22 protein-coding genes are annotated in these 26,557 nt (G+C 63.7%); 13 read left to right on the top strand and 9 right to left on the bottom strand.

From position 1 onward, the window contains the following. The first annotated feature begins 41 nt into the window (after nucleotides 1-41). The 7 genes from ACTNFJ_RS10630 (at nucleotide 42) to ACTNFJ_RS10600 (ending at nucleotide 7,160) form a co-directional block, all read left to right on the top strand. Nucleotides 42-866, top strand: a complete 825-nt coding sequence (locus ACTNFJ_RS10630) for a mycofactocin-coupled SDR family oxidoreductase (protein ID WP_435906245.1) — start codon at nucleotides 42-44, stop codon at nucleotides 864-866. 123 nt (nucleotides 867-989) lie between these two features. Further along, entirely contained in the window at nucleotides 990-1,805 is an 816-nt protein-coding gene (locus ACTNFJ_RS10625; RefSeq protein ID WP_435906244.1) for a mycofactocin-coupled SDR family oxidoreductase, read from the top strand. Nucleotides 1,806-1,874: 69 nt separating this feature from the next. Continuing rightward, nucleotides 1,875-2,819 carry an AAA family ATPase gene (locus ACTNFJ_RS10620; RefSeq protein ID WP_435906243.1) on the top strand — a complete coding sequence of 315 codons (945 nt, stop codon included), beginning with the start codon at nucleotides 1,875-1,877 and terminating at the stop codon, nucleotides 2,817-2,819. 6 nt (nucleotides 2,820-2,825) lie between these two features. Beyond that, a complete protein-coding gene (locus tag ACTNFJ_RS10615) occupies nucleotides 2,826-3,818 on the top strand; it encodes a vWA domain-containing protein (RefSeq protein WP_435906242.1) in 993 nt (330 codons plus the stop codon). A gap of 140 nt (nucleotides 3,819-3,958) precedes the next feature. Next, nucleotides 3,959-5,242, top strand: coding sequence for a pre-mycofactocin synthase MftD (gene mftD, locus ACTNFJ_RS10610; RefSeq protein ID WP_435906241.1), 1,284 nt, complete (start codon nucleotides 3,959-3,961; stop codon nucleotides 5,240-5,242). 8 nt (nucleotides 5,243-5,250) lie between these two features. Then, on the top strand, nucleotides 5,251-6,204 hold the full coding sequence (locus ACTNFJ_RS10605; RefSeq protein WP_435906240.1) for an aldo/keto reductase: 954 nt from the start codon (nucleotides 5,251-5,253) through the stop codon (nucleotides 6,202-6,204). 293 nt (nucleotides 6,205-6,497) lie between these two features. Further along, nucleotides 6,498-7,160: a TrmH family RNA methyltransferase gene (locus ACTNFJ_RS10600; RefSeq protein WP_435906269.1), complete on the top strand. Its 663-nt coding sequence runs from the start codon at nucleotides 6,498-6,500 to the stop codon at nucleotides 7,158-7,160. Nucleotides 7,161-7,306: 146 nt separating this feature from the next. Here the strand turns inward: ACTNFJ_RS10600 and ACTNFJ_RS10595 are convergent, their stop codons facing one another. Next, on the bottom strand, nucleotides 7,307-9,010 hold the full coding sequence (locus tag ACTNFJ_RS10595) for a PucR family transcriptional regulator (RefSeq protein WP_435906239.1): 1,704 nt from the start codon (nucleotides 9,008-9,010) through the stop codon (nucleotides 7,307-7,309). A gap of 283 nt (nucleotides 9,011-9,293) precedes the next feature. Between ACTNFJ_RS10595 and ACTNFJ_RS10590 the strand changes: the two genes are divergently transcribed. Then, nucleotides 9,294-10,778 (top strand): CoA-acylating methylmalonate-semialdehyde dehydrogenase, encoded by a 1,485-nt coding sequence (locus ACTNFJ_RS10590; RefSeq protein ID WP_435906238.1) that lies wholly within the window; start codon nucleotides 9,294-9,296, stop codon nucleotides 10,776-10,778. Between the two features lie 89 nt (nucleotides 10,779-10,867). After that, a complete protein-coding gene (locus ACTNFJ_RS10585) occupies nucleotides 10,868-12,259 on the top strand; it encodes an aspartate aminotransferase family protein (protein WP_435906237.1) in 1,392 nt (463 codons plus the stop codon). Between the two features lie 129 nt (nucleotides 12,260-12,388). Here the strand turns inward: ACTNFJ_RS10585 and ACTNFJ_RS10580 are convergent, their stop codons facing one another. From ACTNFJ_RS10580 to ACTNFJ_RS10565, 4 genes are all read right to left on the bottom strand, one after another. Further along, a complete protein-coding gene (locus tag ACTNFJ_RS10580) occupies nucleotides 12,389-12,610 on the bottom strand; it encodes a hypothetical protein (protein WP_435906236.1) in 222 nt (73 codons plus the stop codon). Nucleotides 12,611-12,755: 145 nt separating this feature from the next. Then, the gene (locus ACTNFJ_RS10575; RefSeq protein ID WP_435906235.1) at nucleotides 12,756-13,592 is read right to left on the bottom strand and encodes a siderophore-interacting protein; all 837 of its coding nucleotides are present in this window, start codon (nucleotides 13,590-13,592) and stop codon (nucleotides 12,756-12,758) included. A 547-nt stretch (nucleotides 13,593-14,139) separates the two neighbouring features. Further along, entirely contained in the window at nucleotides 14,140-15,342 is a 1,203-nt protein-coding gene (locus tag ACTNFJ_RS10570; protein WP_435906234.1) for a pyridoxal phosphate-dependent aminotransferase, read from the bottom strand. An 80-nt stretch (nucleotides 15,343-15,422) separates the two neighbouring features. Further along, nucleotides 15,423-17,600 carry a malate synthase G gene (locus tag ACTNFJ_RS10565; protein WP_435906233.1) on the bottom strand — a complete coding sequence of 726 codons (2,178 nt, stop codon included), beginning with the start codon at nucleotides 17,598-17,600 and terminating at the stop codon, nucleotides 15,423-15,425. Between the two features lie 249 nt (nucleotides 17,601-17,849). Between ACTNFJ_RS10565 and ACTNFJ_RS10560 the strand changes: the two genes are divergently transcribed. The 3 genes from ACTNFJ_RS10560 to ACTNFJ_RS10550 all read left to right on the top strand — a co-directional run bounded on the left by ACTNFJ_RS10560 (nucleotide 17,850) and on the right by ACTNFJ_RS10550 (nucleotide 22,047). Further along, on the top strand, nucleotides 17,850-18,605 hold the full coding sequence (locus ACTNFJ_RS10560) for an IclR family transcriptional regulator (RefSeq protein ID WP_435906232.1): 756 nt from the start codon (nucleotides 17,850-17,852) through the stop codon (nucleotides 18,603-18,605). Between the two features lie 23 nt (nucleotides 18,606-18,628). Then, on the top strand, nucleotides 18,629-19,780 hold the full coding sequence (locus ACTNFJ_RS10555; RefSeq protein WP_435906231.1) for an AMP-binding protein: 1,152 nt from the start codon (nucleotides 18,629-18,631) through the stop codon (nucleotides 19,778-19,780). Nucleotides 19,781-19,929: 149 nt separating this feature from the next. Beyond that, nucleotides 19,930-22,047: a helix-turn-helix transcriptional regulator gene (locus ACTNFJ_RS10550; RefSeq protein WP_435906230.1), complete on the top strand. Its 2,118-nt coding sequence runs from the start codon at nucleotides 19,930-19,932 to the stop codon at nucleotides 22,045-22,047. 900 nt (nucleotides 22,048-22,947) lie between these two features. Here the strand turns inward: ACTNFJ_RS10550 and ACTNFJ_RS10545 are convergent. Beyond that, nucleotides 22,948-24,474 carry a SulP family inorganic anion transporter gene (locus tag ACTNFJ_RS10545; protein ID WP_435906229.1) on the bottom strand — a complete coding sequence of 509 codons (1,527 nt, stop codon included), beginning with the start codon at nucleotides 24,472-24,474 and terminating at the stop codon, nucleotides 22,948-22,950. 182 nt (nucleotides 24,475-24,656) lie between these two features. Here ACTNFJ_RS10545 and ACTNFJ_RS10540 point away from each other — a divergent pair, with 182 nt between their 5' ends. Continuing rightward, on the top strand, nucleotides 24,657-25,055 hold the full coding sequence (locus ACTNFJ_RS10540; protein ID WP_435906228.1) for a MerR family transcriptional regulator: 399 nt from the start codon (nucleotides 24,657-24,659) through the stop codon (nucleotides 25,053-25,055). Nucleotides 25,056-25,162: 107 nt separating this feature from the next. On the opposite strand, the gene ACTNFJ_RS10535 is transcribed toward ACTNFJ_RS10540, so the two are convergent. Genes ACTNFJ_RS10535 through ACTNFJ_RS10525 form a run of 3 tightly spaced genes read right to left on the bottom strand, consistent with a single transcriptional unit; the run spans nucleotide 25,163 to nucleotide 25,857 of the window. Then, nucleotides 25,163-25,339 (bottom strand): hypothetical protein, encoded by a 177-nt coding sequence (locus ACTNFJ_RS10535; RefSeq protein WP_435906227.1) that lies wholly within the window; start codon nucleotides 25,337-25,339, stop codon nucleotides 25,163-25,165. Between the two features lie 15 nt (nucleotides 25,340-25,354). Then, nucleotides 25,355-25,597 carry a hypothetical protein gene (locus ACTNFJ_RS10530; RefSeq protein WP_435906226.1) on the bottom strand — a complete coding sequence of 81 codons (243 nt, stop codon included), beginning with the start codon at nucleotides 25,595-25,597 and terminating at the stop codon, nucleotides 25,355-25,357. Then, on the bottom strand, nucleotides 25,594-25,857 hold the full coding sequence (locus ACTNFJ_RS10525) for a hypothetical protein (RefSeq protein WP_435906225.1): 264 nt from the start codon (nucleotides 25,855-25,857) through the stop codon (nucleotides 25,594-25,596). Before ACTNFJ_RS10525 ends, ACTNFJ_RS10530 begins: the two co-directional genes overlap by 4 nt. Nucleotides 25,858-26,557: the final 700 nt, after the last annotated feature.

Here is a 26,557-nt window from a genome sequence, read left to right as displayed (position 1 = left end):
ATCCACACCTACGGAAGACACACCGATTGGAAGGATTCACCATGGCAGGACGAGTTCAGGGCAAAGTCGCCTTCATTACCGGAGCAGCCCGCGGGCAGGGGCGCGCGCACGCGATCCGCCTCGCTGAAGAGGGTGCCGATATCATCGCAATCGACATTGACACCCAGGTCGAGAATGTGCCGTACGCCACGGCCAACGCTGAGGATATGAAGGAGACGGTTCGTCTCGTTGAGGCTCTCGATCGGCGCATCGTTGCCGAAACCTGCGACGTCCGCGACCTCGAGAAGATGAAGTCGGTCGTTGCCAAGGGCGTGGCCGAGCTCGGCCGGCTCGACATTGTTGCCGGCAACGCCGGAGTCGACATCGTGGGGCCGTGGCACTCGATGACACCCGAGATTGTGCGCACCACGCTCGACATCAACCTCATCGGCGTGTGGAACTCGGTGATGGCTGCGGTGCCTCACATGCTCGAGGCGGGCAATGGCGGTTCGATCATCCTGACGAGCTCGGCGAACGGCTTGAAGGCTGGCCCCTGGAACATCGCCTACAACATGTCGAAGTATGGCGTGACTGGCCTCACAAAGTCGTTCGCGCAGGAACTCGCCAAAGACGGCATCCGCGTAAACAGCGTTCACCCGGGTGGGGTTGACACTCCGATGGCCCAGGGCATCATGGGAGTCGAAGACAGTGGCTTCGCCAAGGGCATGGAAGAGAACCCCTTGCTCACGGGGATGCTCACGCAGTGGCTGCCGGGAATGATGGATCCCCGCGAGATCTCGAACGCGGTGCTGTATCTCGCGTCTGACGAATCGAAGTGGGTTACGGGCCACGCGCTTGCCATCGACGGTGGCATGACACAGTTCTAGGGATTTCTGCACTGCGGCCTCGCGGTGCGACGGTGTGGGGCTCGGCTCGTGTGTGCCCCACGCCGTGATCTCCCCGAGAGGGAACCGGGCAACGTTTCCCGTTTATTGCAAAGGAGCAAGAAAATGGCAGGTTTACTCGAAGGAAAAGTCGCTTTCATTACCGGTGCGGCACGGGGGCAAGGACGTTCGCACGCGGTGCGATTAGCTCAAGAGGGCGCCGACATCATTGCCGTCGACCTCTGCGCGCAGGTGGAGACTGTCGGCTATCCCATGGCAACGCCTGAAGATCTGGCGGAGACGGTTGCCCAGGTTGAGGCGCTCGATCGCCGCATAGTGGCGACCCAGACTGACGTGCGGGATCGCGCAGCGCTCCAGGCCGCATTCGACGCGGGCATCGCTGAACTCGGCGGGGTCGACATCGTTCTCGGTAACGCGGGCATCGCCGCACTGTCGTTGAATCCTGTTCCAGAGGAGTGGCAGGACGTGCTCGACATTAACCTCACCGGTGTCTACAACACGGTGGAAGTGGCCCGACAGGCACTGATCGAACGCGGAGGCGGGGCGATCGTGCTCACAAGTTCGACCGCCGGCTTGCACGGGATCGGTGGCGATACTCCGGGTGGCTTGGCCTACACAGCAGCGAAGCACGGCGTTGTCGGGCTCATGCGCGCGTATGCAAATAACCTCGCCAAGCACTCGATCCGAGTGAACACCATTCACCCCACCGGGGTGAACACACCCATGGTGGTTAATGAGACCATGCAGAAGTTCCTCGAACAGGATCCGTCGATGGGGCAGGCGATGCAGAACGCGCTGCCAGTTCCGATGATCGAGTCCGTCGACCTCTCGAATGCCATTGTCTACCTCGCGAGTGACATGGGTCGCTACGTCACCGGTGTGACGCTGCCGGTTGACGCTGGATTCAGCATTAACAAGTAATTGTGGCGGCGTGCGGCCCGAGAAACCCGGCCGTACGCCGTGATCCACTGTCATTGAACGAGGAGTGCTGTGAGTCAGACCTTTGCCGCAGAAGCCGTCCAGCGTCACCCGCAGTTGTCTCGCGAGAGTCGGGATCGCATTGCATCTCGAGTTGTCGGGCGCGAGCGCGAGCTCGAGCTGACACTTGCCGCGGTCGCCGCCGGTCGCGACATTGTGCTCGAGGGGCCTCCCGGCACCAGCAAGACGACGATTCTGTCTGCGATTACGGCCGAATGGGGAATTCCTCTCTTGTTCGTGGAGGGCAACGCCGACCTGACCCCGGCGAAGCTCGTGGGGCACCACAACCCCTCTCGGGTGCTGCGCGAAGACTATTCGCCCGAGAACTTCGTCGCGGGCCCGTTGCTTGAGGCGATGCAGACTGGCGGCTTTCTCTACATCGAGGAGTTCAACCGCGCTCCCGAAGACACGCTGAACACCCTGCTCACAGCCATGGCCGATCGCTCGATCACCGTGCCACGGGTCGGGAAGATCAAGGCGCTCCCCACCTTTCGCGTGATCGCTTCGATGAACCCCTATGACAACGTCGGTACTTCGCGCCTATCCACCAGCGTGCACGACCGGCTGAACCGGCTGTCGATTGGCTACCAAGACGAAGCAGCCGAGGTTGAGATTGTCCGGAGGCGCGCGGGCGTGACCGGCGAGTTCGGTGATCGGATCGCGGCCGACGCCGTCGCGGTCACGCGCGCGACCCGTGTACACGACGATATACGGCAGGGATCCAGCGTGCGTGGGGCGATTGACACCGCGATGATCGTCGAGCAGCTGGCCATCGGCCGAGACATTCTCACCGCCGAAGACGACGGCTACGCCGACATGTTTTACGACGCGATGATCGTCGGGTTGTCGGGCCGGATCCATGTGGACGAGGCCGCAGAGTTCACGCCGGAGCAGGTGCTTCGCGAGATCTGGGAGGATCACTTCATCCTGAATCCGCACCAGGCGGCACCGGGATGAAGAGAAATGGCCGCCGACTCACCCATTCAGCGGCGAAGCGACAAGAAGACATCGAAGCGTGGCGCGCCGCTGAAGCGCACCCCAAAACAGCTCGATGAGGCGCCGGCGCTGCACGACCTGAGCGGCAAGGGAGGCCTGGTGATGCCGGGAGACGGCACCACTGTCACGGGCAAGCCCCCCATGCCCGGTAGCTCTGCACCCGGCGAAACCGATGAACCGGCGGGCCTGGTTGACGCATTCGGTCTGGTTGATCCTGACACCCCCCTTGATCCCGAGGTGCAGCGGCTCGCGCGGCAAATCGCCGAGCGGCTCGCGATCCCGAAGCCGCGTCGCGACAGCGCGGCGATCCGCGGGTTGGGCCGCTTGCATAGCGTGCCCTATCGCGGCGCCTCCGACGAGATCGATCTTGACGCGACCATCGAGGTGCTCGCCGAGAGGCCAGTGCCGGAAGACGAGGACATCAAGGTGCGCGAGCGCCTCCTCACCCGCCGATCAGTGGTGTTACTCGTCGACGTATCCGGTTCAATGAAGGGCGAGCGGATCAAGGCCGCGGCCGCGACCGTCGGTGCCCTGTCCGCGGAACTCGCGCATGATTCCCTCGCCGTCGTCGCCTTCTGGTCAGATGCCGCGGTGCTCCTCAAACTGGGTGACGAAGTGAGGCCGCGAGAGTTGCTGGATCGGGTGCTCCGAATTCCGGCCCGTGGACTCACCAATGTCGCGTTTCCGCTCGAGATCGCGGCGAAACAGCTCGCGGGAGTTCCGGCCGAGCATGCGAGGGTGGTGCTGCTTTCTGATTGCGTCCACAACGCCGGACCTGATCCACGCCCGCTTGCAGGGAAGCTGCCGCGGCTGGATGTGCTGCTCGATGCGAGCGGTGAAAAGGACATTGATTTGGGGCGCGACCTCGCGGCCCGAGGACGAGGAATGTGTCGGATCATCCGGACCCATCGTGACGTCGCCCCCGCTATTTCTCGAATGTTTGGCACCGATACGCGCTAGTGCCTCGCCCTGTGGATCACCTGCGACGCCTGAAGAATTGTTTCCTTAATGGCACTCGGTGCCATTAAGATTGCCGTATTCGGTTGGGCTGCGTAGTTGCGTCGCGCAGCCTTGCCTGTCGGCGCCGGTGGTGGGATTCAATGACGAAGAAAGTGAGACGACCAATGAGCTTGTGGCCGTGGAAGCAGAACCCTTGGTTTGAGACGGTACTCGAGGCGCAACGGCGCACGAAGCGGAACATTCCGCCGTCGGTGTACGCGGCTCTCGTGGCGGGTTCGGAGCGGGGTCGCACCCCGCAGGAGAACATGGATGCGTTTGCGAAGCTTCAGTTCGCCCCGCACGTGGCCGGACATCAGTCTCCGCGCGACCTGTCGACAACAATCATGGGGATCCCGGTCTCCATGCCGGTCATGATTTCCCCCACGGGGGTGCAGGCGATCCACCCCGATGGTGAAGTTGCGGTGGCGCGTGCTGCAGCCGCTCGTGGCACGATCATGGGGCTGAGTTCCTTTGCGTCGAAGCCGGTCGAGGAAGTGACAGCGGCGAACGAAAACACCTTCTTCCAGATCTATTGGACGGGTACCAAGGACCAGATCCTGGAACGCGTGGAGCGTGCCCGGGCAGCTGGTGCCAAGGGACTGATCCTCACTACCGACTGGTCATTCTCGGTGGGCCGCGACTGGGGGAGTCCCTCGATTCCCGAGAAGATGGATCTGCCAGCGCTCATCAAATTCGCGCCCGAGGGCATCATTCGCCCGAAGTGGACGCTGCAGTGGCTGAAGTCGGGTCTGCCTGACCTCACCGCCCCCAACCTGAAGCCGGCGGACGGCCCAGCCCCCACGTTCTTTGGTGCGTACGGGGAATGGATGCAGACCCCGCCAGCATCTTGGGAAGACGTAGAGTGGCTGCGCAAGGAATGGGGCGGCCCGTTCATGCTGAAGGGCGTGACTCGTCTCGACGACGCAAAGCGCGCGGTGGATGCAGGGGTCGACGCCATCTCGGTATCCAACCATGGCGGTAACAACCTCGACACGACTCCGGCAGCGATCCGCTGCTTAGGGCCAATCGCGGATGCCGTGGGCGACCAGGTCGAGGTGCTGCTTGATGGTGGGGTGCGTCGCGGCGGGGATGTCGCGAAGGCGCTCGCGTTCGGCGCGCGTGCGGTGCTGATCGGTCGCGCGTACCTGTGGGGTCTCGGCGCGAACGGGCAGACGGGTGTCGAGAACGTGCTCGACCTGCTGCGCATGGGTCTCGACTCTGCGGTGCTGGGCCTGGGGCACAAGTCGATTACCGAGCTCAGCCGCGAGGACTTCCTGGTACCCGAGGGTTTCGAAGCACGCCTCGGAGACGACTCGGCAACTTCTGACCAGCCGAAGGCGCGCGCGGTTGCCGCGAAGCGTCCGGTCGAGAAGACCATCCAGTAATGCGGATAATGGCTCATCGCACCCGAATCGGTCACTCCGACATTGAGATTGCGCCCTTTGCGCTCGGGGCCAACGTATTCGGCTGGACCGCCGACCGCGATGCCACGTTTGCGGTGCTCGACGCATTCGTTGCCGGTGGTGGAGACTTCGTCGATACCGCCGATGGTTACGCGCACTGGGTTCCCGGCAATACCGGCGGCGAGAGCGAGACCCTGATCGGCGAATGGATCAGCGCACGCGCAAGTCGAGACCGCTTGACTATCGCGACAAAGGTCTCGACGCATCCCGAATTCACGGGGCTTGCACCAGACAACGTTCGAGCCGCGGCCGACGCGTCGCTCGAGCGCCTCGGCACCGACCGCATCGATCTCTACTACGCCCATTACGACGACCCAGAGACCCCGCTTGAGGAAACCGTCGCAGTGTTCTCCGAACTCGTCGATGCCGGTAAGGTGCGTGCGATCGGTGTCTCGAACTACTCCCCCGAGAGGATCGCCGAGTGGATCCGCATCGCTCGGGAGGGCAGCTTCCACCTGCCGGTGGCGCTGCAGCCGCACTACAGCCTGGTCGAGCGCGGATTTGAGACGAACGGCCTGCGCGAGGTGGCCGAACGCGAAGGGCTCGGGGTCTTCCCCTACTACTCGCTTGCACACGGCTTTTTGGCGGGAAAGTACCGCGACATCACAGACGCGGAAGCGCCAGGGGCGAGCCCCCGCGCCGAGGAATCGGTGGCGTACTTGCACGATCGCGGACGCGCGGTGCTCGCGACACTCGACGAGGTGGCCGCGGCGCACGGGGTCGAGGTCGCAACGGTCGCGCTCACCTGGCTGCGGCAGCAGCCCACTGTCGCTGCGCCTATCGCAAGCGCCCGCAACACGGCCCAGCTTCCCGCGCTGCTCGCCTCACTTGAACTCGAACTCACCAAGGCCGAGGTGGATCAGCTCTCCGCCGCCAGCGAGTAACTCTCGCCTGCGCAGGGATCAGGCGCGGGGGTTTCGGCTTCTGGCCATTTTGCAGCTGAGCGATGTGGCATCCTGTGGGGCCACATCGTGAAGACGCAACGTCTGGCTGGAAACCGAAGGCCTCGCCCCTGATCCCGAAACCCCAGCACGCGCGAACTCCGTGGCCGGCGACGGCATTGCCCGCCAGGTGGAAGAATGGGCTGGTGACAGAGACCATGAGCGGCAGCGGCGATCCACTGGAAAATAGGGCCGCGCAGCCCGAACAGCCAGCCGAAGCGCACCCCGAACCGCCGATCGCATCGCCCACTGAACCTCAGGCCGAGCCGCACCCTGAGCGCACGACATCCGGGATCGGCCCGTGGCCGGGCGGACGTGATGCATGGCCCGAGGGCGACCACTTCGACCCCGAGCTGCTCGAACGCGGTGACACCCGCAACGTAGTGGATCGCTACCGGTACTGGCGTATGGAGGCGATCCGCACGGATCTCGACCGGCACCGACACCCGTTTCACGTGGCGATCGAAAACTGGCAGCACGACATGAACATTGGTTCGATCGTGCGCAGCGCGAACGCGTTTGCCGCCGACACGGTGCACATCGTGGGGCGTCGTCGGTGGAACAAGCGCGGCGCGATGGTCACCGACCGTTACCAGCACGTCGAGCACCGGGAAGACGTGAGTGCGCTCGTCGCGTGGGCCGCAGCGGAGGGGATCCCGATCATCGCGATCGACAACGTTCCCGGCTGCGTGCCCATGGAGACCTTCGACTGGCCGGAGCGTTGCGTGATGCTCTTTGGTCAGGAAGGACCCGGGCTGACCCCGGAGGCGATCGCCGCAGCAGAGGCAGTTGTCGAGATTACGCAGTACGGATCCACCCGTTCGATCAACGCGTCCGCCGCCGCAGCCGTCTCGATGTATGCGTGGGTCCAGCAACACTCGCCGCTTCGTCCGCGCTGAGCGGGCAGTGGTGCTTTGTGGTGGTGTAGGTCTTCCCTTCTGCGGTTCCGACGATCAGATGTCTGATCGCCGACTGGCTGATCACCGGGCTGTTGAGGAGTGATGCCTTGCCAGTGAGGTTTCTCGCTGAGGTTCCTCGCCGGGTGTCAGAGTGAGCTGGGTCGGTCCAGCGGTGTCGGATCTGATCTCGACTGTGCCAGCAACGCGACAGCGAGCGTTGCGATCGTCTCGCCACTGGTGAGATCCACACCCAGGAGATCTTCGATGAGGGCGAGTCGCTGGTAGAACACCGACCGAGATAGCCGCGCGTCCTTTGCGGCCAGCGAGCGGTTCGTAGGGTGCGCGGTGTAGGCAGCGAGCACCCGAAGAAGGTCGCCAGGCGCACCGACTGTTCGGTCGTGGGCAAGAAGCGGGGCGAGGGTATCGGTCGCAAACTCCTGCAGTTCGGGAGTTCCGGCAAGCGCACGCACGAGGTGCGCGAGTGGCTGGCGCTCCGCCTGCTGCACTGTCACTCGCCCGATCGTGCCGGTGGGCGCGATCTGACCCGCCGCGCGCACCTGTTCGAGCGCGGCGACGAGCTGGCGAAGTCTGCCCGCAGGCGTTCCGAGCGCGAGATGAGCCCGCCACGATGGAGGGGCCGTGCCCGGCACCAGCATGTCGAGTTCGCGGGCCAGGCGGGTGGCGAGCGACGGAACGTCGCGATCCACTGTCGAAACAAGACGTGGATCTTCGGTAGGAAACGAGAGCAGGGCTAGCAGCACCGGACCGCTTTCGACTGCTTGGTGGTCGGGAGCGATGAGAGCCCGGCCCTCGGGCGCGACCGCCCGCCGGAGCGCGGTCTCCAAGATGGCACGCTCGAGCGTGGCGTGCCCGCCGAAGGGGCCCGAGCCGCGCAGAGTCGCAGCGATGACGGTGCGCCCGTCAAGCGCAAGGCCGGAAGCGGCAAGCTGCGCGGCGAGCTCGGCGTCACTGCGGTAGCGACCTCCGAGAAGCGCCTCGAACAGCCGCTTCGAGCCCAGCTGCATCCACTGGTCGCCCTCCGTGTCGGCGAGTCGACCGAGCGCGAGCGCGAAGGCCCCGAGCTCGAGCACGGTCCGGCGACCGGCGGGGTGCGGCGGACCAGCGAGCGCCGTCACGTGTCCCCAGCGCCGGCCGCGGGCCTCGACGGCGACCCGTTCCCAGAATTTGCCTTCCGGTGATTGCGGCTCCCGCCCGTCGGCCTGCACCCACGGCGCGAGCGCCTCGGCCGGGTCAGCTCCGACCCCGGCGAACGCCACGATCCGGTGCCCAGTGTCTTCGAGCATCACCGGAGAGTCGAGGGTCTCGGCGAGTCGCTCGATCACGTAGTCCACGGGGCTGCGGTTCAGCCCCAGCTCGGTGAGCATCGCGTGCACCTCGGCGCGGGCTTCCAGCGCCTCGTTCTGCGCGGCGAGAATACGCTGGTGTACCCGCTGCGTGATCTGTACGAAGCGCACCTCGCGATGCAGCACGATGAGCGGCACATCATTCAGTTCGCACGCGTGGATCAGGGCCTCCGGTGCCGCAGTGAACCTCTGGCCCAGCTCGAGCACGACGGCCGCAACTCCGGTCGCTCCGGCGGTGACAAGTCCCTCGGCGAGTTCGGCGAGTTCGCTTGGGTCCCTGGGCCAGCCCGCGCCTGTGGTGAGAATGAGCTCGCCGCCGTCGAGCAGCTCGGCGACGCCCGAGCCCGCGGCGACGTGCGCCCAGCGCACGTCGCGATCCACCCCCTGCGAGCCTGCGACCAGCTCGGGCTGGCCCGCCTGAAGCTCGGGGAGCGCGAGTACGTTGCGCACGCTCGGAAGCGTGCTCGGTTCGCCGACATCCCGCATGTGTGTTCCCTTCCTTTCGGCAAGTGGGCAGAAGATGCTCGAATGCTCGCGTTTTCCAGCATCTTCCGCCCACCCATCCCGTGCGCCGGGTGCGATGGGATTGCGTCTGCCCAAATGGCTGCCCGGACAAAGTGTACGGCCTGCGGCTGAGATGCGGATGGTTTGAGGGTGGATCTGAGCGCACCCGCCTGCGAGACTTGAGCACACGGGGCGAGCGCGCCTCAGACACATTGATTGACACGTCGTGACCGCGACCACCACTAGCAGAACCGAGGGCACCCACATGGCACGCATTCCCCACGTAATCGCAGGCGAGAAGGTCGAAGCTGGAGAACGCTTCCAAGCCGTCTTCAACCCGGCGACCGGCGAAGAGCAGCACGAGGTAGGGATTGCCTCGGTCGAGACGGTTGAGCAGGCTATCGCGGCTGCGCAGGCTGCGTTGCCCGCCTGGCGCGCGACCAGCCTCACCAAGCGCGCCGACGTCTTCTTCCGTCTGCGTCAGCTCCTCAAGGAGCGCACCCCTGAACTCGCCGCGATTGTCACGAGCGAGCACGGCAAGGTGCTCAGCGATGCAGCGGGTGAGATCGCCCGTGGCCTCGAGAACGTCGAGTTCGCGGCTGGTCTCATGCACCTGCTGAAGGGCGAGCGCGACGAGCAGGTCGCGGGCGGCGTGGACGTACACTCGGTGAAGCAGCCGGTTGGCGTGGTCGCTGCAATCACCCCGTTCAACTTTCCAGTGATGGTTCCCCTGTGGATGATCGCGAGCGCGATCTCGTGCGGCAACACCGTGGTGCTGAAGCCCTCCGAGCGTGATCCCTCGGCCTCGATTTTCATCGCCGATCTCTTCCGCGAGGCGGGCCTGCCCGATGGTGTTCTGAACGTGGTCAACGGCGACAAGGTCGCGGTCGACACCTTGCTCGACAGCCCGACCGTGAAGGCAATCAGCTTCGTCGGCTCGACACCCATCGCACGCTACATTTACGAGCGCGCGGCCGCGAACGGCAAGCGCGTGCAAGCTCTCGGCGGCGCGAAGAACCACATGCTGGTGCTTCCCGATGCCGACATTAACATGGCTGCCGACGCCGCGGTTTCGGCTGCGTACGGTTCAGCCGGCGAGCGCTGCATGGCAGTTTCGGTCGTCGTCGCTGTGGGTGGCGTGGCCGATGACCTGGTGCCAGCGATCCAGAGCCGCATGAAGAAGCTCGTCATTGGTGACGGCACCGATCCGGCCAGCGAGATGGGCCCGCTCATCACCCGTGAGGCAGTGGATCGCGTCGAGTCGTACGTGGCAGGTGCCGAGGCCGAGGGCGCGACCGTCGTGGTCGACGGCCGCGAGCACAAGTTCGAGGGCAACGGCTTCTTCACCGGGGTCTCGCTCATCGATCACGTCAAGCCCGGCAGCAAGATCCATTCCGATGAAATCTTCGGGCCAGTGCTCGCTGTCGTGCGCGTCGACACCTACGAAGAGGGTGTGCGCATCATTAACGAGCACCAGTTCGGCAATGGCACTGCAATCTTCACGCGTGACGGCGGCGTCGCGCGTCAGTTCGAGTTCGAGGTCGAGGCCGGCATGGTCGGTATCAACGTTCCGATCCCCGTGCCGGTGGGCTCCTTCTCCTTCGGTGGTTGGAAGGATTCGCTCTTCGGTGATTCGCACATCTACGGCCCGGAATCGATCCACTTCTACACCCGCTCGAAGGTCGTGACCACTCGCTGGCCTGACCCTGCTACCTCCAAGGTGGATCTCGGGTTCCCGAGCAACAACTAGGTCGCCGGAGCGCGGGCCTGATCCGCACGCTGCGACAGCGACCCGCGCTCCTTCCCACTTGTAATTCACTACGTTTCTAAGGGAAATTAATGACTGACTACATTGACCTGAACGGTGCGCCGCAGGAGTTTGGCGACACCGAGGCTCAACGCGAGGTGCGCGAGAACGATCGCGCCTACGTCTTCCACTCGTGGTCGGCGCAGGGGCAGATCAACCCGCTCCCCGTCGCGAAGGGCGAGGGCGCCAGGTTCTGGGATTACGACGGCAACGGGTACCTCGATTTCTCGTCTCAGCTTGTGAACCTGAACCTCGGGCACCAGCACCCTGGCCTTGTGCAAGCGATCCAGGAGCAGGCCGGGCGGCTCGCCACAATTCAGCCAGCCTTCGCGAACGATGCCCGCGGTGAACTTGCGAAGCGCATTGTCGAGCACTCCTTCGAGGGAGCGCGCTCGGTGTTCTTCACCAACGGCGGCGCCGAGGCCATCGAATACGCGGTGCGTCTCGCCCGGCAGCACACGGGACGTCGCAAGATCATGAGCCGGTATCGTTCGTACCACGGCTCGACCGGCACCGCGATCACTATGACCGGTGAGCCACGCCGCTGGGCGAACGACACGATCGACACCTCGGTCGTGCATTTCTTTGGGCCCTACCAGTACCGCAGTGCGTTCTGGGCTGAGACGCCCGAGCAAGAGACCGAGCGGGCGCTCGCTCACCTTGAGCAGCAGATTCAGCTTGAGGGCCCCGGCACGATCGCCGCTGTCGTGCTGGAAACCGTGACCGGCACCAACGGCGTGCTCGTGCCGCCGCCCAGCTACCTTCCCGGCGTGCGCGCGATCTGCGACAAGTACAACATCCTGCTGATCTGTGACGAGGTTATGGTCGGCTTCGGCCGCACCGGCGAGTGGTTTGCTTATCAGGGCTTCGATCTGACGCCCGACCTAGTGACATTCGCCAAGGGCGTGAACTCGGGTTACGTGCCGCTCGGTGGCGTCGTCATCAGCGAGACGGTGCACAATTCATTTGTGGATCGCCCCTTCCCCGGGGGCCTCACCTACTCGGGGCACCCGCTCGCCTGCGCGGCGGGCGTCGCGACCTTCGACATCTTCGAGAACGAGGGAATCATCGAGCGGGTGCGCGATCTCGGGTCGCGCGTGATCGAGCCGCGCCTACGCGAGCTCGCCGAAAAGCATCCCTCCGTTGGAGAAGTGCGCGGGAAGGGTTTGTTCTGGGCAATGGAGCTGGTGCTCGACCGCGAGACGCGCGAGCCTCTCGTGCCGTTCAACGCCTCGGGCGAAGCCGCGGCCCCGATGAACGCCGTGATTGCGGCGTGCAAGGCGGCCGGGGTCTGGCCGTTTGCGGCCGGCAACCGCCTGCAGCTCGCGCCGCCACTCGTGATTTCTGAGGAAGATCTCGTGAAGGGTCTCGACGCGCTCGACGCGGCGCTCACGGTGGCAGACGGGTATTACACCGGCGCGTAGCTCGCGGCAGAGAATCACCGAAAAGGAGGGGCTTGATCCACAGCGGATCGGGCCCCTCCTCTGTTCGGAGCGCGGTTCTTGCCCTTGCGGCTACGCAGTGGGAGTCCCAGGTGGTGCAGGGGCGCAGGCTCAGGCAGTCTCGACCTTCTCGAACTTCTCGAACTTCTCGAACTTCTCGACTTTCCCGACCTTCTCGAACTTCTCGATCTTCTCGATCTTCTCGATCTTCTCGATCTTCTCGATCTTCTCGATCTTCTCGATCTTCTCGACCTTCCCGACCTTCCCGACCTTCCCGAACTTCCCGACCTGCCCGACCTGCCCGACCTTGATGGAAAAGGGGCCGCGCAGCATCAATTTGAGGAAAATCAGCGCTTGGGGGTCCGGCGCAGGCCATGGAGTACCGCTCAGCCCATGGAATAACGGAATACCGCGCAGCCCATGGAATACCGGAATACCGCGCAAGCCACGAAATACCGCGCAGCCCTCGGAATACCGCTCAGTCTTCGGGGTCGGTCGGATCGAGCGGAGCGTGGTGGTCGAGCGCGACCTCGCCCTGTTTCCAGTATCCGTGCACGTCGGCCTGCGACTTGCTCAGCCCGAGTTCACGACGCAGGTAGCGACGCAGCGGGATCAGCGTGTTCGCCTCGCCGGCAAGGAATACGAAAGTCCGCTCTCCGATGGGCAGCGCGCGCAACGTCGCCTCGAGCTTGGAAGCGCGATCCACCCCCGTGAACCACCGCAGTTCGCGAGTCTCGCTGTTGTGACCGTCGAGGTAGGCAGAGGTATCAGCATCTTTCACAAAGAACAGCCCCGTCACCGTCACTGACGCGTCGAACGCCTGCAGCCAACGGGTAGCCGCAGGGAGAGCCGATTCGTCGGCGACAAGGATCGCCGAGTCGACTCCAGCTGGGACGCCGAGCGACGCGCGGGGCCCACCGATACCCAATTCGTCACCAACCTTCGCCTGCGCCGCCCATGCAGCGGCGACACCGTGGTCGCCGTGCAGCACGAAATCGATGTCGAGCTCGGGGCCGCTCTCTGCGTCACCCCGGAACGCGAAGGGAGTGTAGTCGCGCAGGATGATGGCGGGAGCCCCCTCTGCGCGGGGCTTCCGAAACCCACCCGGCTCGGGGATCGTCAGCACACCCGTCTCGGGATCGGGCAAGAACACCTTGACGTGGTCGGCCGGTCCCACAGCGCTGAAACCAGTGAGATCCTCACCGCCGAGCGTGATCCGCACCATTTTCGGCGCAATCGCGGCGGTACGCAGCACCTGCACTCGACGGGTCTGGAGATCGTGCATGGTGCGCTCGCGCGCAAACACCTCGGTCATTGGTTACTCTCACTTCTTTGTCGCGGTTCTCCAAATCGTACACGATCCTGCGGTGGCGCGGCCGGTCACCGGATCAACGGATGAGCCGGGAGCGGAGCGGGGTGAGGGCGCCGGATGAGCGTAGCGGTGGAGCGGCGGAACGGTTGAGCGGAGCGGTGGAGCGGTGGAGCGGTGGAGCGGTGGAACGGTTGAGTGGAGCGGTGGAGCGGTGGAGCGGCGGAACGGTTGAGCGGGCGGTGCCGGATGAGTGGAAGGGAGGAGTGAATCGACGAAGCAGCGGGTCAGCGAATAAACGGGTCGGTGGGTGCCGCAGGATGCTTTGCCTTCGTATGACGACCTCGTCACGTCGGGTTCACGACCTCATCACGAAGGTTGACAACCGTGCAGGGTTCACGACAACGGAGCCCTGCACGGTCGTCCACTTGACGGATGCCGGACGCAGGAGCCCTGCGCGGTAGTCCACTTGAGGGAAGCTGGACCCCGGAGCCCTGCGCGGTCGTCCACTCAAGGGGAGAGGGGAGCCGTGTGTCGGGCGACGGGAGCCGCGCTATGCTCCGAGCAGGCGCTGGATGCGGCGGATGCCCTCAACCAGTGCGTCGTCGCCCAGTGCGTAACTGAATCGCAAGTAACCGCTCGGGCCAAACGCCTCGCCGGGCACGGCGGCCACCTCAGCCTCGGAAAGGATGAGGTCGGCGAGCTCGAGCGAGGTCTCGGGGGTGTGGCCGGCGATCTCCGTGCCGAGCGCGCCGGTGACGTCGACGTATGCGTAGAACGCTCCCTCGGGCGTCGGGCAGTGGAAACCGGGGACCTTGTTCAGCTCGGCGACAATGAGCTTGCGGCGACGATCGAAGGCCAGTCGCATCTGCTCGCTGGGCTCCTGCGAGCCATTCAGTGCGGCAATCGCTCCCCTCTGGGCAACGTTATTGACGTTCGACGATAGGTGCGACTGCAGGTTCGCGGCGCCCTTCATTACATCGGCGGGTCCCACCATCCATCCCAGGCGCCACCCGGTCATCGCGTAGGACTTCGCGACCCCGTTCACCAAAATGGTGCGGTCGGTAAGCGCTGGCACAGCCTCGACGATGGACTGCGCGCGCACCCCGTCATAGACCAGGTTCTGATAGATCTCGTCGGCGATGATCCAGAGACCGTGGGCCTCTGCCCACTCGCCGATTGCCTTCGTCTCGGCGGGTGAGTACACCGCGCCGGTCGGGTTCGAGGGGGAGACAAACAGCAGCACCTTCGTGCGCTCGGTGCGGGCGGCCTCAAGCTGATCCACCGTCACCTTGTACCCCTGGTCGGAGCCAGCAAACACCTCGACGGGCACGCCATCGGCGAGGCGGATCGCCTCAGGGTAGGTCGTCCAATATGGTGCGGGCAGCAGCACCTCGTCACCCGGGTCGAGGAGCACCTGGAAGGCCTGGTAGACGGCTTGCTTGCCGCCATTGGTGACGATCACCTGAGCCGCAGGCACGTCCCAGCCGGAGTCGCGCGCGGTCTTCGCCGCGATTGCCTCGCGCAGCTCTGGCAGCCCCGAAGCGGCGGTGTAACGAAAGTTCTTCGGGTCGTCGAGTGCGGCGCGCGCCGCATCGACGATGTGAGCCGGAGTCGCGAAATCAGGCTCGCCAGCGGCATAACTGATAACGGGACGACCCTCGGCTTGCAAGGCCTTAGCTTTGGCGTCGACCTTGAGGGTGGCGGACTCGGCGATTGCGCCGATCTTCTTTGACAGACGGGAGATGTGGGTCACCGGACAAGCTTACCGCGAGCGGTATGCCGGTGACCCTCGGTCTGTGCTCTCCCTTACGCCCAGATCCGCATCTCAGCGGATCATCCGGCCGCCTGCGCCTTCTTGTGCCGTCGCAGCTCGTGCAGAATCGGCTCCGTGTAGCCGCTCGGCTGCGCGGCCCCCTCTACGATGAGCCTGCGCGCCGCATTGAACGCGATGCCCGGCGAGCGACCGTCGACGCCGAGCAGCGTCTCGTAGGTGGGGTCGCCCGAGTTCTGCCGATCCACCACCGATGCGAGCCGACTGAGCGCCTCGTCGATCTGCGACTCAGTGATGACGCCGTGCGCGAGCCAGTTCGCGAGCAATTGGCTCGAGATGCGGAGGGTCGCGCGGTCCTCCATCAGTGCCACGTCGTGAATGTCGGGCACCTTCGAGCAGCCCACGCCCTGGTCGATCCAGCGCACGACGTATCCAAGGATCGACTGCACGTTGTTCTCGACCTCGGTCGCGATCACTTCAGGTGTGAGGTCGCCTTCCCTCGCAAGAGGTATCTGCAGCAGCGTGTCGAGGCTCTCTGCCGGTAGTGGCGGAAGCGACCGACGCGCCGCGAACGCATCGAGCTGGTGATAGTGCAGGGCGTGCAGCGTGGCCGCGGTGGGGGAGGGCACCCAAGCTGTCGATGCTCCCGACTTCACATGGCCGATCTTCTGCTGGAGCATGTCGTGCATGAGATCAGGCATCGCCCACATCCCCTTGCCGATCTGCGCGCGCCCGTCGAGCCCACTCGCGACCCCAATCGCGACGTTCCGCGCCTCGTAAACGCCTAGCCACGGCTCGGTGCGGATGTCTCCCTTCGGGAGCATCGGCCCGGCGTGCAGCGAAGTGTGGATCTCATCGCCCGTGCGATCCAGGAACCCCGTGTTGATGAACACCACTCGATCGCTGGCCGCCTGGATGCACGCAGCGAGGTTCGCCGAGGTGCGGCGTTCCTCGTCCATGATTCCGATCTTCACGGTTTTCGAGGGCAGACCGTAGAGCCGCTCGACCCGCTCGAAGAGTTCGACGGCAAAGGCAACCTCAGCTGGCCCGTGCATCTTCGGCTTCACGATGTAGATGGATCCGGTGCGTGAGTTTCCACCCGAACTCGTCCCGCGCAGGTCGTGCAGTGACCCCAGCACGGTCATGATGGCGTCAAGAATCCCTTCGAAGACCTCCTCGCCGGCGCGATCGCGCACCGCGTCGGTGCGCATGAGGTGCCCCACGTTGCGCACAAAGAGGGTGGATCGGCCGGGCAGCACAAGTGGTTCGCCGCTCGGGGCGGTGTACTCGCGGTCAGGGTTGAGTGTGCGGGTGAAGCTGCGGCCGCCCTTAGCCACGGTCTCGGTTAGGGTGCCATCCATCAGGCCGCGCCAGTTGCGGTAGCCGAGCACCTTGTCTTCTGCGTCGACCGCGGCGACCGAATCCTCAAGGTCCATGATGGTGGTGAGCGCGGACTCGACCAGGATGTCTTCGACACCTGCGCGGTCAGTGCGTCCGATGCGCCCGACCGGGTCAATCACGATCTCGAGGTGCAAACCGTTGTGGCGGAGCAGTACTGCGGTGGGGGCGGCCTCTTCGCCTCGGTATCCGACGAGCGTCTCCGGGCTTGAGAGGGTCGTGGTCTGGTCGGGTCCGAACACCACGCGGAGCTTCCCGTCCGAGACCGTGTAGGCGGAGGCATCGGCATGTGATCCGTGCGCAAGCGGTGCGACGCTATCAAGCAGATCGCGACCGAACGCAATAACGGCCGCGCCGCGCTCGGCGTTGTACTCGCTGCCCGGTGCGAGGTCGCCCGTCTGATCGATGGCGTCGGTGCCGTAGAGCGCATCGTACAGGGAGCCCCAGCGGGCGTTGACGGCGTTGAGCGCAAATCGTGCGTTGAGGAGGGGAACCACGAGCTGCGGGCCGGCGAGGGTGCCGATTTCGGGGTCGACACCAGTAGTGGTGACGGTGAAGGAGTCGGGCTCTGGCTCGAGATAGCCGATCTCTGCGAGGAAATCACGGTACTCGGCCAGGTCGGGGATTCCGGGCCGAGCCCGGTGGAACTCGTCGATCTGACGCTGCAGATCTTCACGGATCTGAAGGAGCTCGGCGTTTTTCGGTCCGAGATCGTGGATGATCTCGCTCACCCCGCTCCAGAATGCATCGGGCGTGAGGCCAGCCTCTCCCAGGGACTCTTCAACGAAGTCCGCGAGGGCCGAATCCACGGTGAGGTCCGCGCGGGTCAGGTGCTGGGGCATGGCATATCTCCGATCTGGTGGGTGCCTGAGAGCCGGGCACCGGAGGCGTCGCAATCGAGTCTAGACAGCGGGCCCATAATTTGAAATATTGATTCCACCATATGAAATACAATGAGATGCGGCTCGATCCTGGTCGAGGTTGTTGCTGGATCTGGGCGCAAGATCACGGCCCACAAGTCATGGTCCAAGACTGCGCAAAAGGCTGGACAGGTCGGTGTGGGGTCATCAATAACAAGTAGTGGAGCTGACGTGAGCGGAACCGAATCTGGAGGCGTGCAGTCAGTCGAGCGCGCCTTCGATGTGCTGGAAGCCCTGGCCCAGGCCGAGCGCGAACTCACGGTCGCCGAGGTCGCTGCCGCCACGCACCTTGCCGCCCCGACGGCGCATCGACTCCTCCGCACCCTGGTGAGCCGCGGTTACGTGCAGCAGGCCGCCTCGCGCGGCTATACCCTGGGCTCTGGCCTGATCCACCTGGGAAAGCGAGCGACACCCGAACTTGCGACCCTCGCGCAGGGTGTGCTCGCTGACCTCGAGGAGGCGTCGGAGGAAACGGCGAACCTCGCCGTACTCGATGGCGACCTGGTGGCCTACATTGCGCAGATGCCCTCGCGTCATCGCATGCGCATGTTTACCGAGGTCGGTCGGCGGGTACTGCCCCACGCTTCGGGGGTCGGCAAAGCCATTCTTTCGACGCTGCCCGATACGCGGGTGCGGGAAATCGTTGCGCGAACGGGGCTGCCGAGGTACACCCCATCGACCCTGGTAACGGACGTTGCGCTGCTGGCCGACCTGCGCGAGTCACGCCGACGTGGTTTTGCCGTAGACGACGGCGAGCAGGAGGTGGGCGTGCGCTGCATCGCCGTTCCGGTCCCTGGGTCGTCGCCCGCCGCAGCCGTGTCAATTTCTGGTCCGGTCGCTCGGGTTACCGACGCGAAGAGTAATGAATTGACCGAGGCGCTCATGCTGGCGGCCGCGAGTCTCGCTGAGGCGGCCACCCGCGACTAACGCGCGTGACCTAGGCTTGCAGCGTGACCTCGAAATCGTCGCTTCGCGCCATCCCCACCGAGGATCGCGCCTGGCTACTTGCCGCGCTCGCCGACGCGTTGCAGGGTGGGGCACCCGTGTTACCGGTGCACGAGGGAGCCGACCCCAAGGCGATCCAGCGGCTACAAGGCGAGGAGTTGCCGCAGGACACCGCCCTCGTTGTGCGTACCTCAGGTTCGAGCGGCATCCCCAAGGCGGTCGCGCTGTCAGCGGCGGCTCTGCGCGCGAGCGCGGAGGCGACCCACGAAGCGTTCGGAGGCCCGGGTCAATGGCTCGTAGCACTTCCGCCGCATCTTATTTCCGGCCTCCAGATGCTCGTGCGCAGCGCGGAGAGTGGTGTCGCACCCGAGTTCTATGACGGCCCGTTCGATCCCGCCGCTCTGCTCGCTCGCGCTGAGCGAATGCGGCACGAGCGACGATACGTTTCTCTGGTTCCCGTGCAGTTCGGGCGTCTGCTTGCACTCGCCGAGGCGGATCCTGCCGCCGCCGATACGTTGCGCTCGTTCGAGGCCGTGCTCGTCGGCGGGCAGGCAATATCGCTTGAGATGCGGCGCCGTGCACATTCCCTGGGCATCGCACTCAAACGCAGTTACGGGATGACCGAAACGGCCGGCGGGTGTGTCTACGATGGCGTCGAGATCGGCGACACCCGCGTGCGAATTCGAGCTGGCGAGGTGCAGCTCGCGGGGCCGACCCTCGCGCTCGGATACGTCGGTGATGCACAGCTGACGGCCGATCGCTTCATCATCGACCGAGGTGAGCGCTGGTACCGCACTGGTGACGCAGGCTACTTGCTGGGGGGCATGTTGTCGGTCACTGGACGGCTCGACCGCGTGATCATTTCGGGTGGTGTGAACGTCTCGCTTGACGAGATCGAGCGCGTCGCGAGTGCTCACCTCGGAGGTGCGGTGGTAGCCGCTGTGGGCATCGTCGACCCCCAGTGGGGTGAACGCCCAGTTCTCGTGGTGGAGGGGGTGGATCACATGATCCACGAGGGCGCGGAAGAATTGAGCGCGGCCTTGCGTGCGGAGCTCGGCCCCGCAGCGATTCCAGCTCGCTTCGTCGAGGTTGCCGAATTGCCCAGGCTCGAAGGTGGTAAGCCCGATCACCGGCAGATTTCCGAAACCATAACGTAGGTTTCTTTCCCTGTGCGTGAAGTGTCTCCGCACTGTGCACTATGTGCGCGAGTGAAATGCACCACAATTGTCTTATAATTGCCTCACTTCTGAGGCGGTTGTCCTTGGGTTTTGCGTGCGCAACGGGGATGCACAGAGGGAGAAACGCTATGGACTCCGCTTCGGAGAGACAGCTCGAGGTCGACGAGCACCCCATCGCGGGCCCCGCAGTTGCAATCGCCGCGCCTGTGATGTTCGCCTACGCGAGTCACTTTCTCTTGTTCCATCGGGTGACAGAGCGCAGCATTGAGCTGCTCCAGCGGGCGTTTCCCAGGCGTTTCCCGGCAGAACGCGACCAGGCGGTGTTGGGGATTGACGCACGGGGTATGGCCCCGGTTCTTGAGCGTTTCGTGGAGGCCGGGTACCTTGAGCCGGCGCCCGACGCAGCGCACCGAGACCAGTCTGGGTGGGTTGTACCCGCACTTACCCGAGAGATGCTCACCCGCGAACTGCTGCGCTATGGCTCATTGAGTCATGCTGAAGGGGGCACGTTCGAGTCAGCGGCGGAGGACGAAATGTTGCTTCGATTCCGCGCGCCCCTGTTGGAGATGCTGAGATCTGCCGCCGCTGATACGGCGGACGATGAACCGCTGATCGGCGAGCTTTCGGTACAGCTGCGATTCGCGAGCGACTGGGCTGAACTCGAGCAGCTCTGGTATCGCTACGGTATGCGAATCATCATCACCGACCCGGTGGCAACGCATGCGGCATTTGGAACTGTTCCGGAGCCGATACTGCACCAGTTTCCGGGGCTCTGGCTCGCTCATGTCTATGTTGAATCAACATCAGTGATGCAGCGAATCCGCACTCTTCCTCAGGGGGAAGACCTCAATATGCTGGTCGAGCGTCTGTCTCTCCAAGTCACTGAGAGCACGGCTTCGATTGGCCCCAGGTGGCGCGAACTGAGTTCCCCAGATGCCCGCGTGCACGTGGGAGTGAATTGGATGCGATTCCAGCGTCTGCGAGGCGATTTTCCGGGTGCGCAGGCCACTCTGGGCGAACTCCAGCGACTGTTTGAGACCCCGACTCCAGAGAGTCGACAAGCATCAGATCGGAATCGCGCATTCTTTAAGCTGGAACAGGGCATTTTGCTGTTCTTTGTGGATCGGTGGCCGGAGGCCCTGGAGTCACTGCGTGAGGCGACGTTGCTCTGGCAGCGTCCGGGATACGGAGATTATGTTCCCGCGTTCGCGCTGTCGCTGATGGGGCTGATGCAAGAACTCCGCGGGCCGCGGGGCCGGGCTGCAGAATGTCTTGAGCAGGCGCAGAGAATTTTCGGTGAGGTGTGGGACTTCGCCTACGTTTCCGTGCTCACGGTGACGGTCGAGGCGATGCTCGCTCTCGACCGACTAGAAGTGGATCGTGCCCGGGATCTCCTCCAAATCCTTGAGAGCACCGCCCCGGATTCCGAGCTGTGGCCAATAGTTCTGCGTGCTCGGCAATGGACCGAAGTGCTCTCTGACGACCCGGCGGCGGCGGCCCGAACCCTGGAACAGATCAGTGGCCGAGCAACGGGGGTCGGGCGCCTGGGTCCGCTCGCCGTGCGACTGGTGCACCGGGTGCGCATCGAAAGTTTGCTTGCGCAGGGCCAGGTGCAGCGTGCGCGCGGGGTACTCGATGGGCAATCGGATCGATCGCCGTCATCCCATGGCTGCTGGGCGCGAGTGTTCCTCATGGGAGGGCGTTACGAACAGGCCTTGCGGCACGTCGACATCGTGCTGCACGATCCGCGTGCTTCGTCACGAGACCGCGCAGAGGCGCACCTCATCGTGGCTGCCGCGAAGCGAGCGCTTGGTGACGAAGCAGGGGTGGATCGCGCCTGTGCTGCAGCTGTCGAGGAGATGCGTCAGGCGTGCACGCTCCTGCCGCTCGCGACCGTGCCGCCAGGTGCTCGTGGCGCACTGGTCGAGCGCTGCGCCGGGATGCCGGGCTGGCCAGAGCTTCTGCGTGAGCTGGACCTCACTCCCACTGAGGTCAGGAGCCGATTCGCTTCGCTCGTGGGAGGGTTTCCCGACACTGCACTGCTGGTTGACTTGACGGTCCGTGAGACGGAATTGCTGGTGCTTCTTGATCAGCGGCTCACCCAGGCGGAGATCGCGCGCAAGCTCCACCTCGCTCTCTCTACCGTCAAGAAACAGGTTGCCGGTCTCTATCGCAAGTTGGGCGTCGAATCGCAAGGCGCTGCGCTTGAGCAGGCCTATCGCATTGGCCTGTTCGACGGTTCGTAGGGTGCACCTCCGAGGTGGAGACTCGCTACCCATCGGGTACGCACTCTGGCACCGCACCCGGTGCCGTTGAGAGCAGTCGGCCGCTACAGCCGGATGGTTCTGTAGCGGCGGTTGTTTCGTGGAATCCCGGAGCCCTTGTCCCGTAAGGGATCCGCGGACCCGTCCGAAATGGTTTTCCAGGTTAAGCGCGAGATTTTTCCAGCGCCTTCAGCTGTAGCTATACGCAGCCGCTCCGTCCATGCAAACGAGAGCCAGCAAGTCCGACCCATGCTTGGACCATAAGTGGGCCCATTCAAATTCCACATGAAGTCGCGACGCATCTGTCTACTATGTCTATGTGTTCCAGGACCCGCGCACTGGCCTAGTGTTTTATGTGGGAGAAGGGTCCTGGGATCGGATCAACGCGCATCTTTGAGAAGCGGAGAAGGACCCACAATCGCAACGGCAGAAGATCCAAACGATTTTCGATATAGAGAGCGTAGGGCTCGAGGTTGGCCTGTTATTCATCCACACTGGCATCGCGGATGAGGTGGCCGCGTTTGCGATTGAGTAGGGGATGATCGATGCCCATGCTGCGAGCGGGCACGCGCTCACTAATTTGGTGCTCGGCAGGCCGCCCAGCGGAAGATATAAAGGATATAAAAGCACAGCGAGATATAAGAACCATCACCCTGGCCTAGGTGCTGTCGTAGCTCACACCGCTATGCCTATGCAGTGGTGATTCCTTGCCTAGTGGTAGTCCCGCGCCCCATAGTCGCACATACACCGAGCTGGTATGCAGCTGTCCTGTGTGTGGAAACAGACCCTCCGGTAGTCTCAGGTCGATTCGGATCAGAAAGCCTGCTGGAATAGGAAAAACACAGTGGCTCGGGAAGCAACCAGACGGTCTTCGTATCTCGCTCAGTGGCCGCCGCCGAGCCGGCCGCCCATACGATCTCGCATCTTCAGGCTCGCTGGGTTGAGGCCAACCACCTCGACCTGCTTGCCGTACCGCTCGTACTTGTCAGTGACAGAATCGAGGGCGGCGATCGTCGATGCGTCCCAGAGGTGGGAGTTGTACATGTCGATGACGATGTGGTCGGGATCCTCGGCGTACTCGAACTGCGTGTAGAGGTCGTTGGAGGAAGCGAAGAATAGCTCCCCCTTCACCTCGTACTTTGCAATCTGCTCGCCGAAGTGCTCCTCGATCCTGCGCTCCACGGTCACGAGGTGGGCGACGCGGCGCGCGAACGCGATCATCGCAGCGATCACACCAATGATTACGCCGACGGCGAGGTTGTGGGTCCAGACGGTGAGCACCACGGTGATGACCATGACGGCGGTCTCGCTCTTGGGCATCATCTTCAACGTCGAGAGTTTGATGCTGTGCCAGTCGAATGTTGCCACCGAGACAAAGATCATGACCGCCACCAGCGCCGCCATCGGAATCATTGCAACGATATCGCCGAGCGACACCGCAAGGATCAGAACGAATACTCCCGCGAGGAACGTCGAGATCCGGGTACGTGCTCCAGAGGCCCGTACGTTGATCATCGTCTGCCCGACCATGGCACAGCCGCCCATGCCGCCGAAGAAGCCAGTGATGATGTTCGCAGCCCCTTGCCCCCACGATTCGCGAACTTTGTTTGAGCGGGTGTCGGTGATGTCATCGACGAGTTTCGCCGTCATCAGAGATTCGAGCAGCCCCACCAGTGCCATGCCGAGCGCGAAGGGGGCGATGATCTGGAACGTCTCGAAGGTCAGTGGCACATTCGGAATGAACAGCGTCGGGAGCGACTCAGGCAGCTCGCCCTTGTCACCAACGGTCGGCACGTTCAGAGCGAACACGATCGCGATAAGCGTGACGAGCACGATCGAGACAAGCGGTGCTGGCACCGCCTTTGTCACATACGGCAGCAGGTAGATCACCAGCAGACCAAGCGCGGTCAGCGGGTAGACCAGCCAGGGTACGTCGATCAGTTCGGGCAGCTGCGACATGAAGATCAGAATCCCGAGCGCGTTCACGAACCCGATCATTACTGAGCGCGGGATGAAGCGCATGAGCTTCGCGACCCCAACCACCCCGAGAATCACCTGGAAAATGCCGGCGAGAATCACCGCGGCGATAAAATAGTCGACGCCGTGGCTCGCAACGAGAGGAGCGATCACCAGGGCCGTTGCCGCGGTAGCGGCGGAGATCATCGCGGGCCGGCCGCCGAGGAACGCGATCGAGACGGCCATCGTGAACGAAGCGAAGAGGCCGAGTCTCGGATCCACACCGGCAATGAGCGAGAACGCGATTGCTTCAGGAATCAGCGCGAGCGCGACCACTAGGCCAGCCAGAACTTCGGTCTTGAGTAGGCGTGGGGATTTCAACGTCCGGAGCACCGACTGGCGTTGCTCCGGACTGACTCCGCGTTCGGGTGCGGTATGCAGGCTCGTCGACATGGGCGACTCCTTTTCAAGATGGCGTGTGTCTCGTCGATGGGGTGTCTCGCCCTGATCGCGAGAGAATGTACTGAGATGGGTGCTCGCGTTGAACCGTCACGATGAGAAAGCGGAGTGCTGCACCAACCTGAACAACCCTACCCTAACGTAAGGGTATGGTTGTCGTTGTCGAAAGGACATTCATGCGTGAGACGACTCCCACATCGCAGCAGACGCTTCACATTGGCGATCTCGCGGACGCCACAGGCCTCTCGCTGCGAACGCTTCGGCACTATGACGAGATCGGGCTCCTCCGGGCATCGGGACGAAGCGAAGGCGGGTACCGGCTCTACACCGCACAGGATCTTGAGCGACTTCTCGCGATTCGCCGTATGAAGCCACTGGGATTCAGTCTGGATGAAATGGCGGATCTCCTGCGCATGCTCGACGAGATCGAAACTGACCCTCAATCTGCGCAGGCAAGGGTGGCGCTCGAAGGGCTACTCCGTGACGCGTGTGAGCGCAGGGAGCGGTTGCAGCAGCACCTCGAAATGGCAGATGAATTCATCGGGATCCTCGAGCGCTACCGCCGCAACAACTGAGTTAGGACGCAGGTCCACAGAGAGTTCTTCGGGTCATGGCCACGCAACCGATATTCTAGTTATCCAGTTATACCTGATCAGGGCATAGGACTGCCGTTTCTCGCTGATCATCGCAGCACCTCATTCAACCGCTCGAGCGTCCTGCGCTTCAGATGTTCCTGGGCATCATCCACCTCGACTGCCGGGCTGAACTTGAGCTCACTCGCGATGAGGAGTGGCTCCGCCACTGAGTCGCTCGAGAAGAGCTTCGAGGTGTTCCAGATCGTCGGATCGTGGGGCATCACGAAATCGAGAGTTGACTAGTTGTTGCTCGTGGGCGTGAACCCCAGAGTCTCTGGGTTGATCGCGTGATCGGCATGCACTGCGCTCCGCGTTGGCACCCGCCATCCCGCCACCATGTCTGCGCCTATATCTCCGGAATAGAGCATGTGTGCGTTCGGGTTCGCGTCCAGGACCGCGGTGCCCACCTTCTTGGCCTGCTCAACTGGTGTATCCAGCGAGTACCAATGCGTACGAGCGGCACCTACCCCAGGGTAGGTCACAGGGAAACGTTCCCAAATGCCTTCAGGGTCTGCCGCGACCCATCCATCATCTGCGGGGAAACGAGCGGCGCGAGCGCCCGAAGCGCATTTGACACTGATGCCTGAGACGACCCCACGGCCTCGGCAAGTTCCACTTGGTGCATGGGGGCCACCGGCGCAAGCAGCGCGCGCATCACCGCCCATCTCGCCCACGGTTGCCTGCCGCGCTGCGCCGGGTTATGCGGCACCGACTCTCGCGAGAGACGTGTCCCCTTCCACACCAAACAGCCATCGAACGTGCCAACGAAGATCGTGAAAGGGTATTTTGGATGCCGAGGCGGAAGGTGCCCGGGGTGATGCTAGGCACGATGTAGAGCTGCGCAACATCAGGGCGCTGCGCCCGAGTCTTCACAATCTGCGGCGCGCGAGGTGCTCGCTGAAGGCGCCTGGCCCCAGCGATAACAACCTCCTCGCTGTCCTCGACCGCAAGATCTGCGCCTGAGTGAGGGCGCGCGGTCAGGCCGTGAACATGCAGCGAATCCGCGAGAGTCCCATCCTTTTTCTTATCCATTGCCCACTCCCGCTACTACCACAAACCACTAAATCAGTTTTTTCTAATATTGAATGAACCAGTTAATCGATTTCAGGTGATACAGCGGCGTGACTTTCGTCTTCAGTCACACCGCCTCGCCGTCCTCCTCTCGAGAGTCATTGGAAACGGCGTAACGGCCGCGAACGTTCGGCCTGCAACCTGTGCGCCGCGCTCGATGTTTCGGTGGCGTACTCTCAGGCCGCATCTTCCTTTCGTGTCAACGCAACGCAGGTGATGTGCTCGAGCCTGGTGGCACCGAGGTGCGCGGGTGGGTTGAACGGGATCCTGGCTTTCTTCGCGGCACGGTGGGCGCGCCCGTACTCGAGGCATGCGGTGCGGCAGGGATCGCATCGGCACCCGGACCGGTGCCTTTGTCAGGTGCCATGATC

Source organism: Leucobacter shiyiweii (assembly GCF_052446065.1).
Classification (GTDB): Bacteria; Actinomycetota; Actinomycetes; order Actinomycetales; family Microbacteriaceae; genus Leucobacter.
Note: the sequence above shows the minus strand (reverse complement) of the source record. Positions and strands in the feature narration are given on the sequence as shown.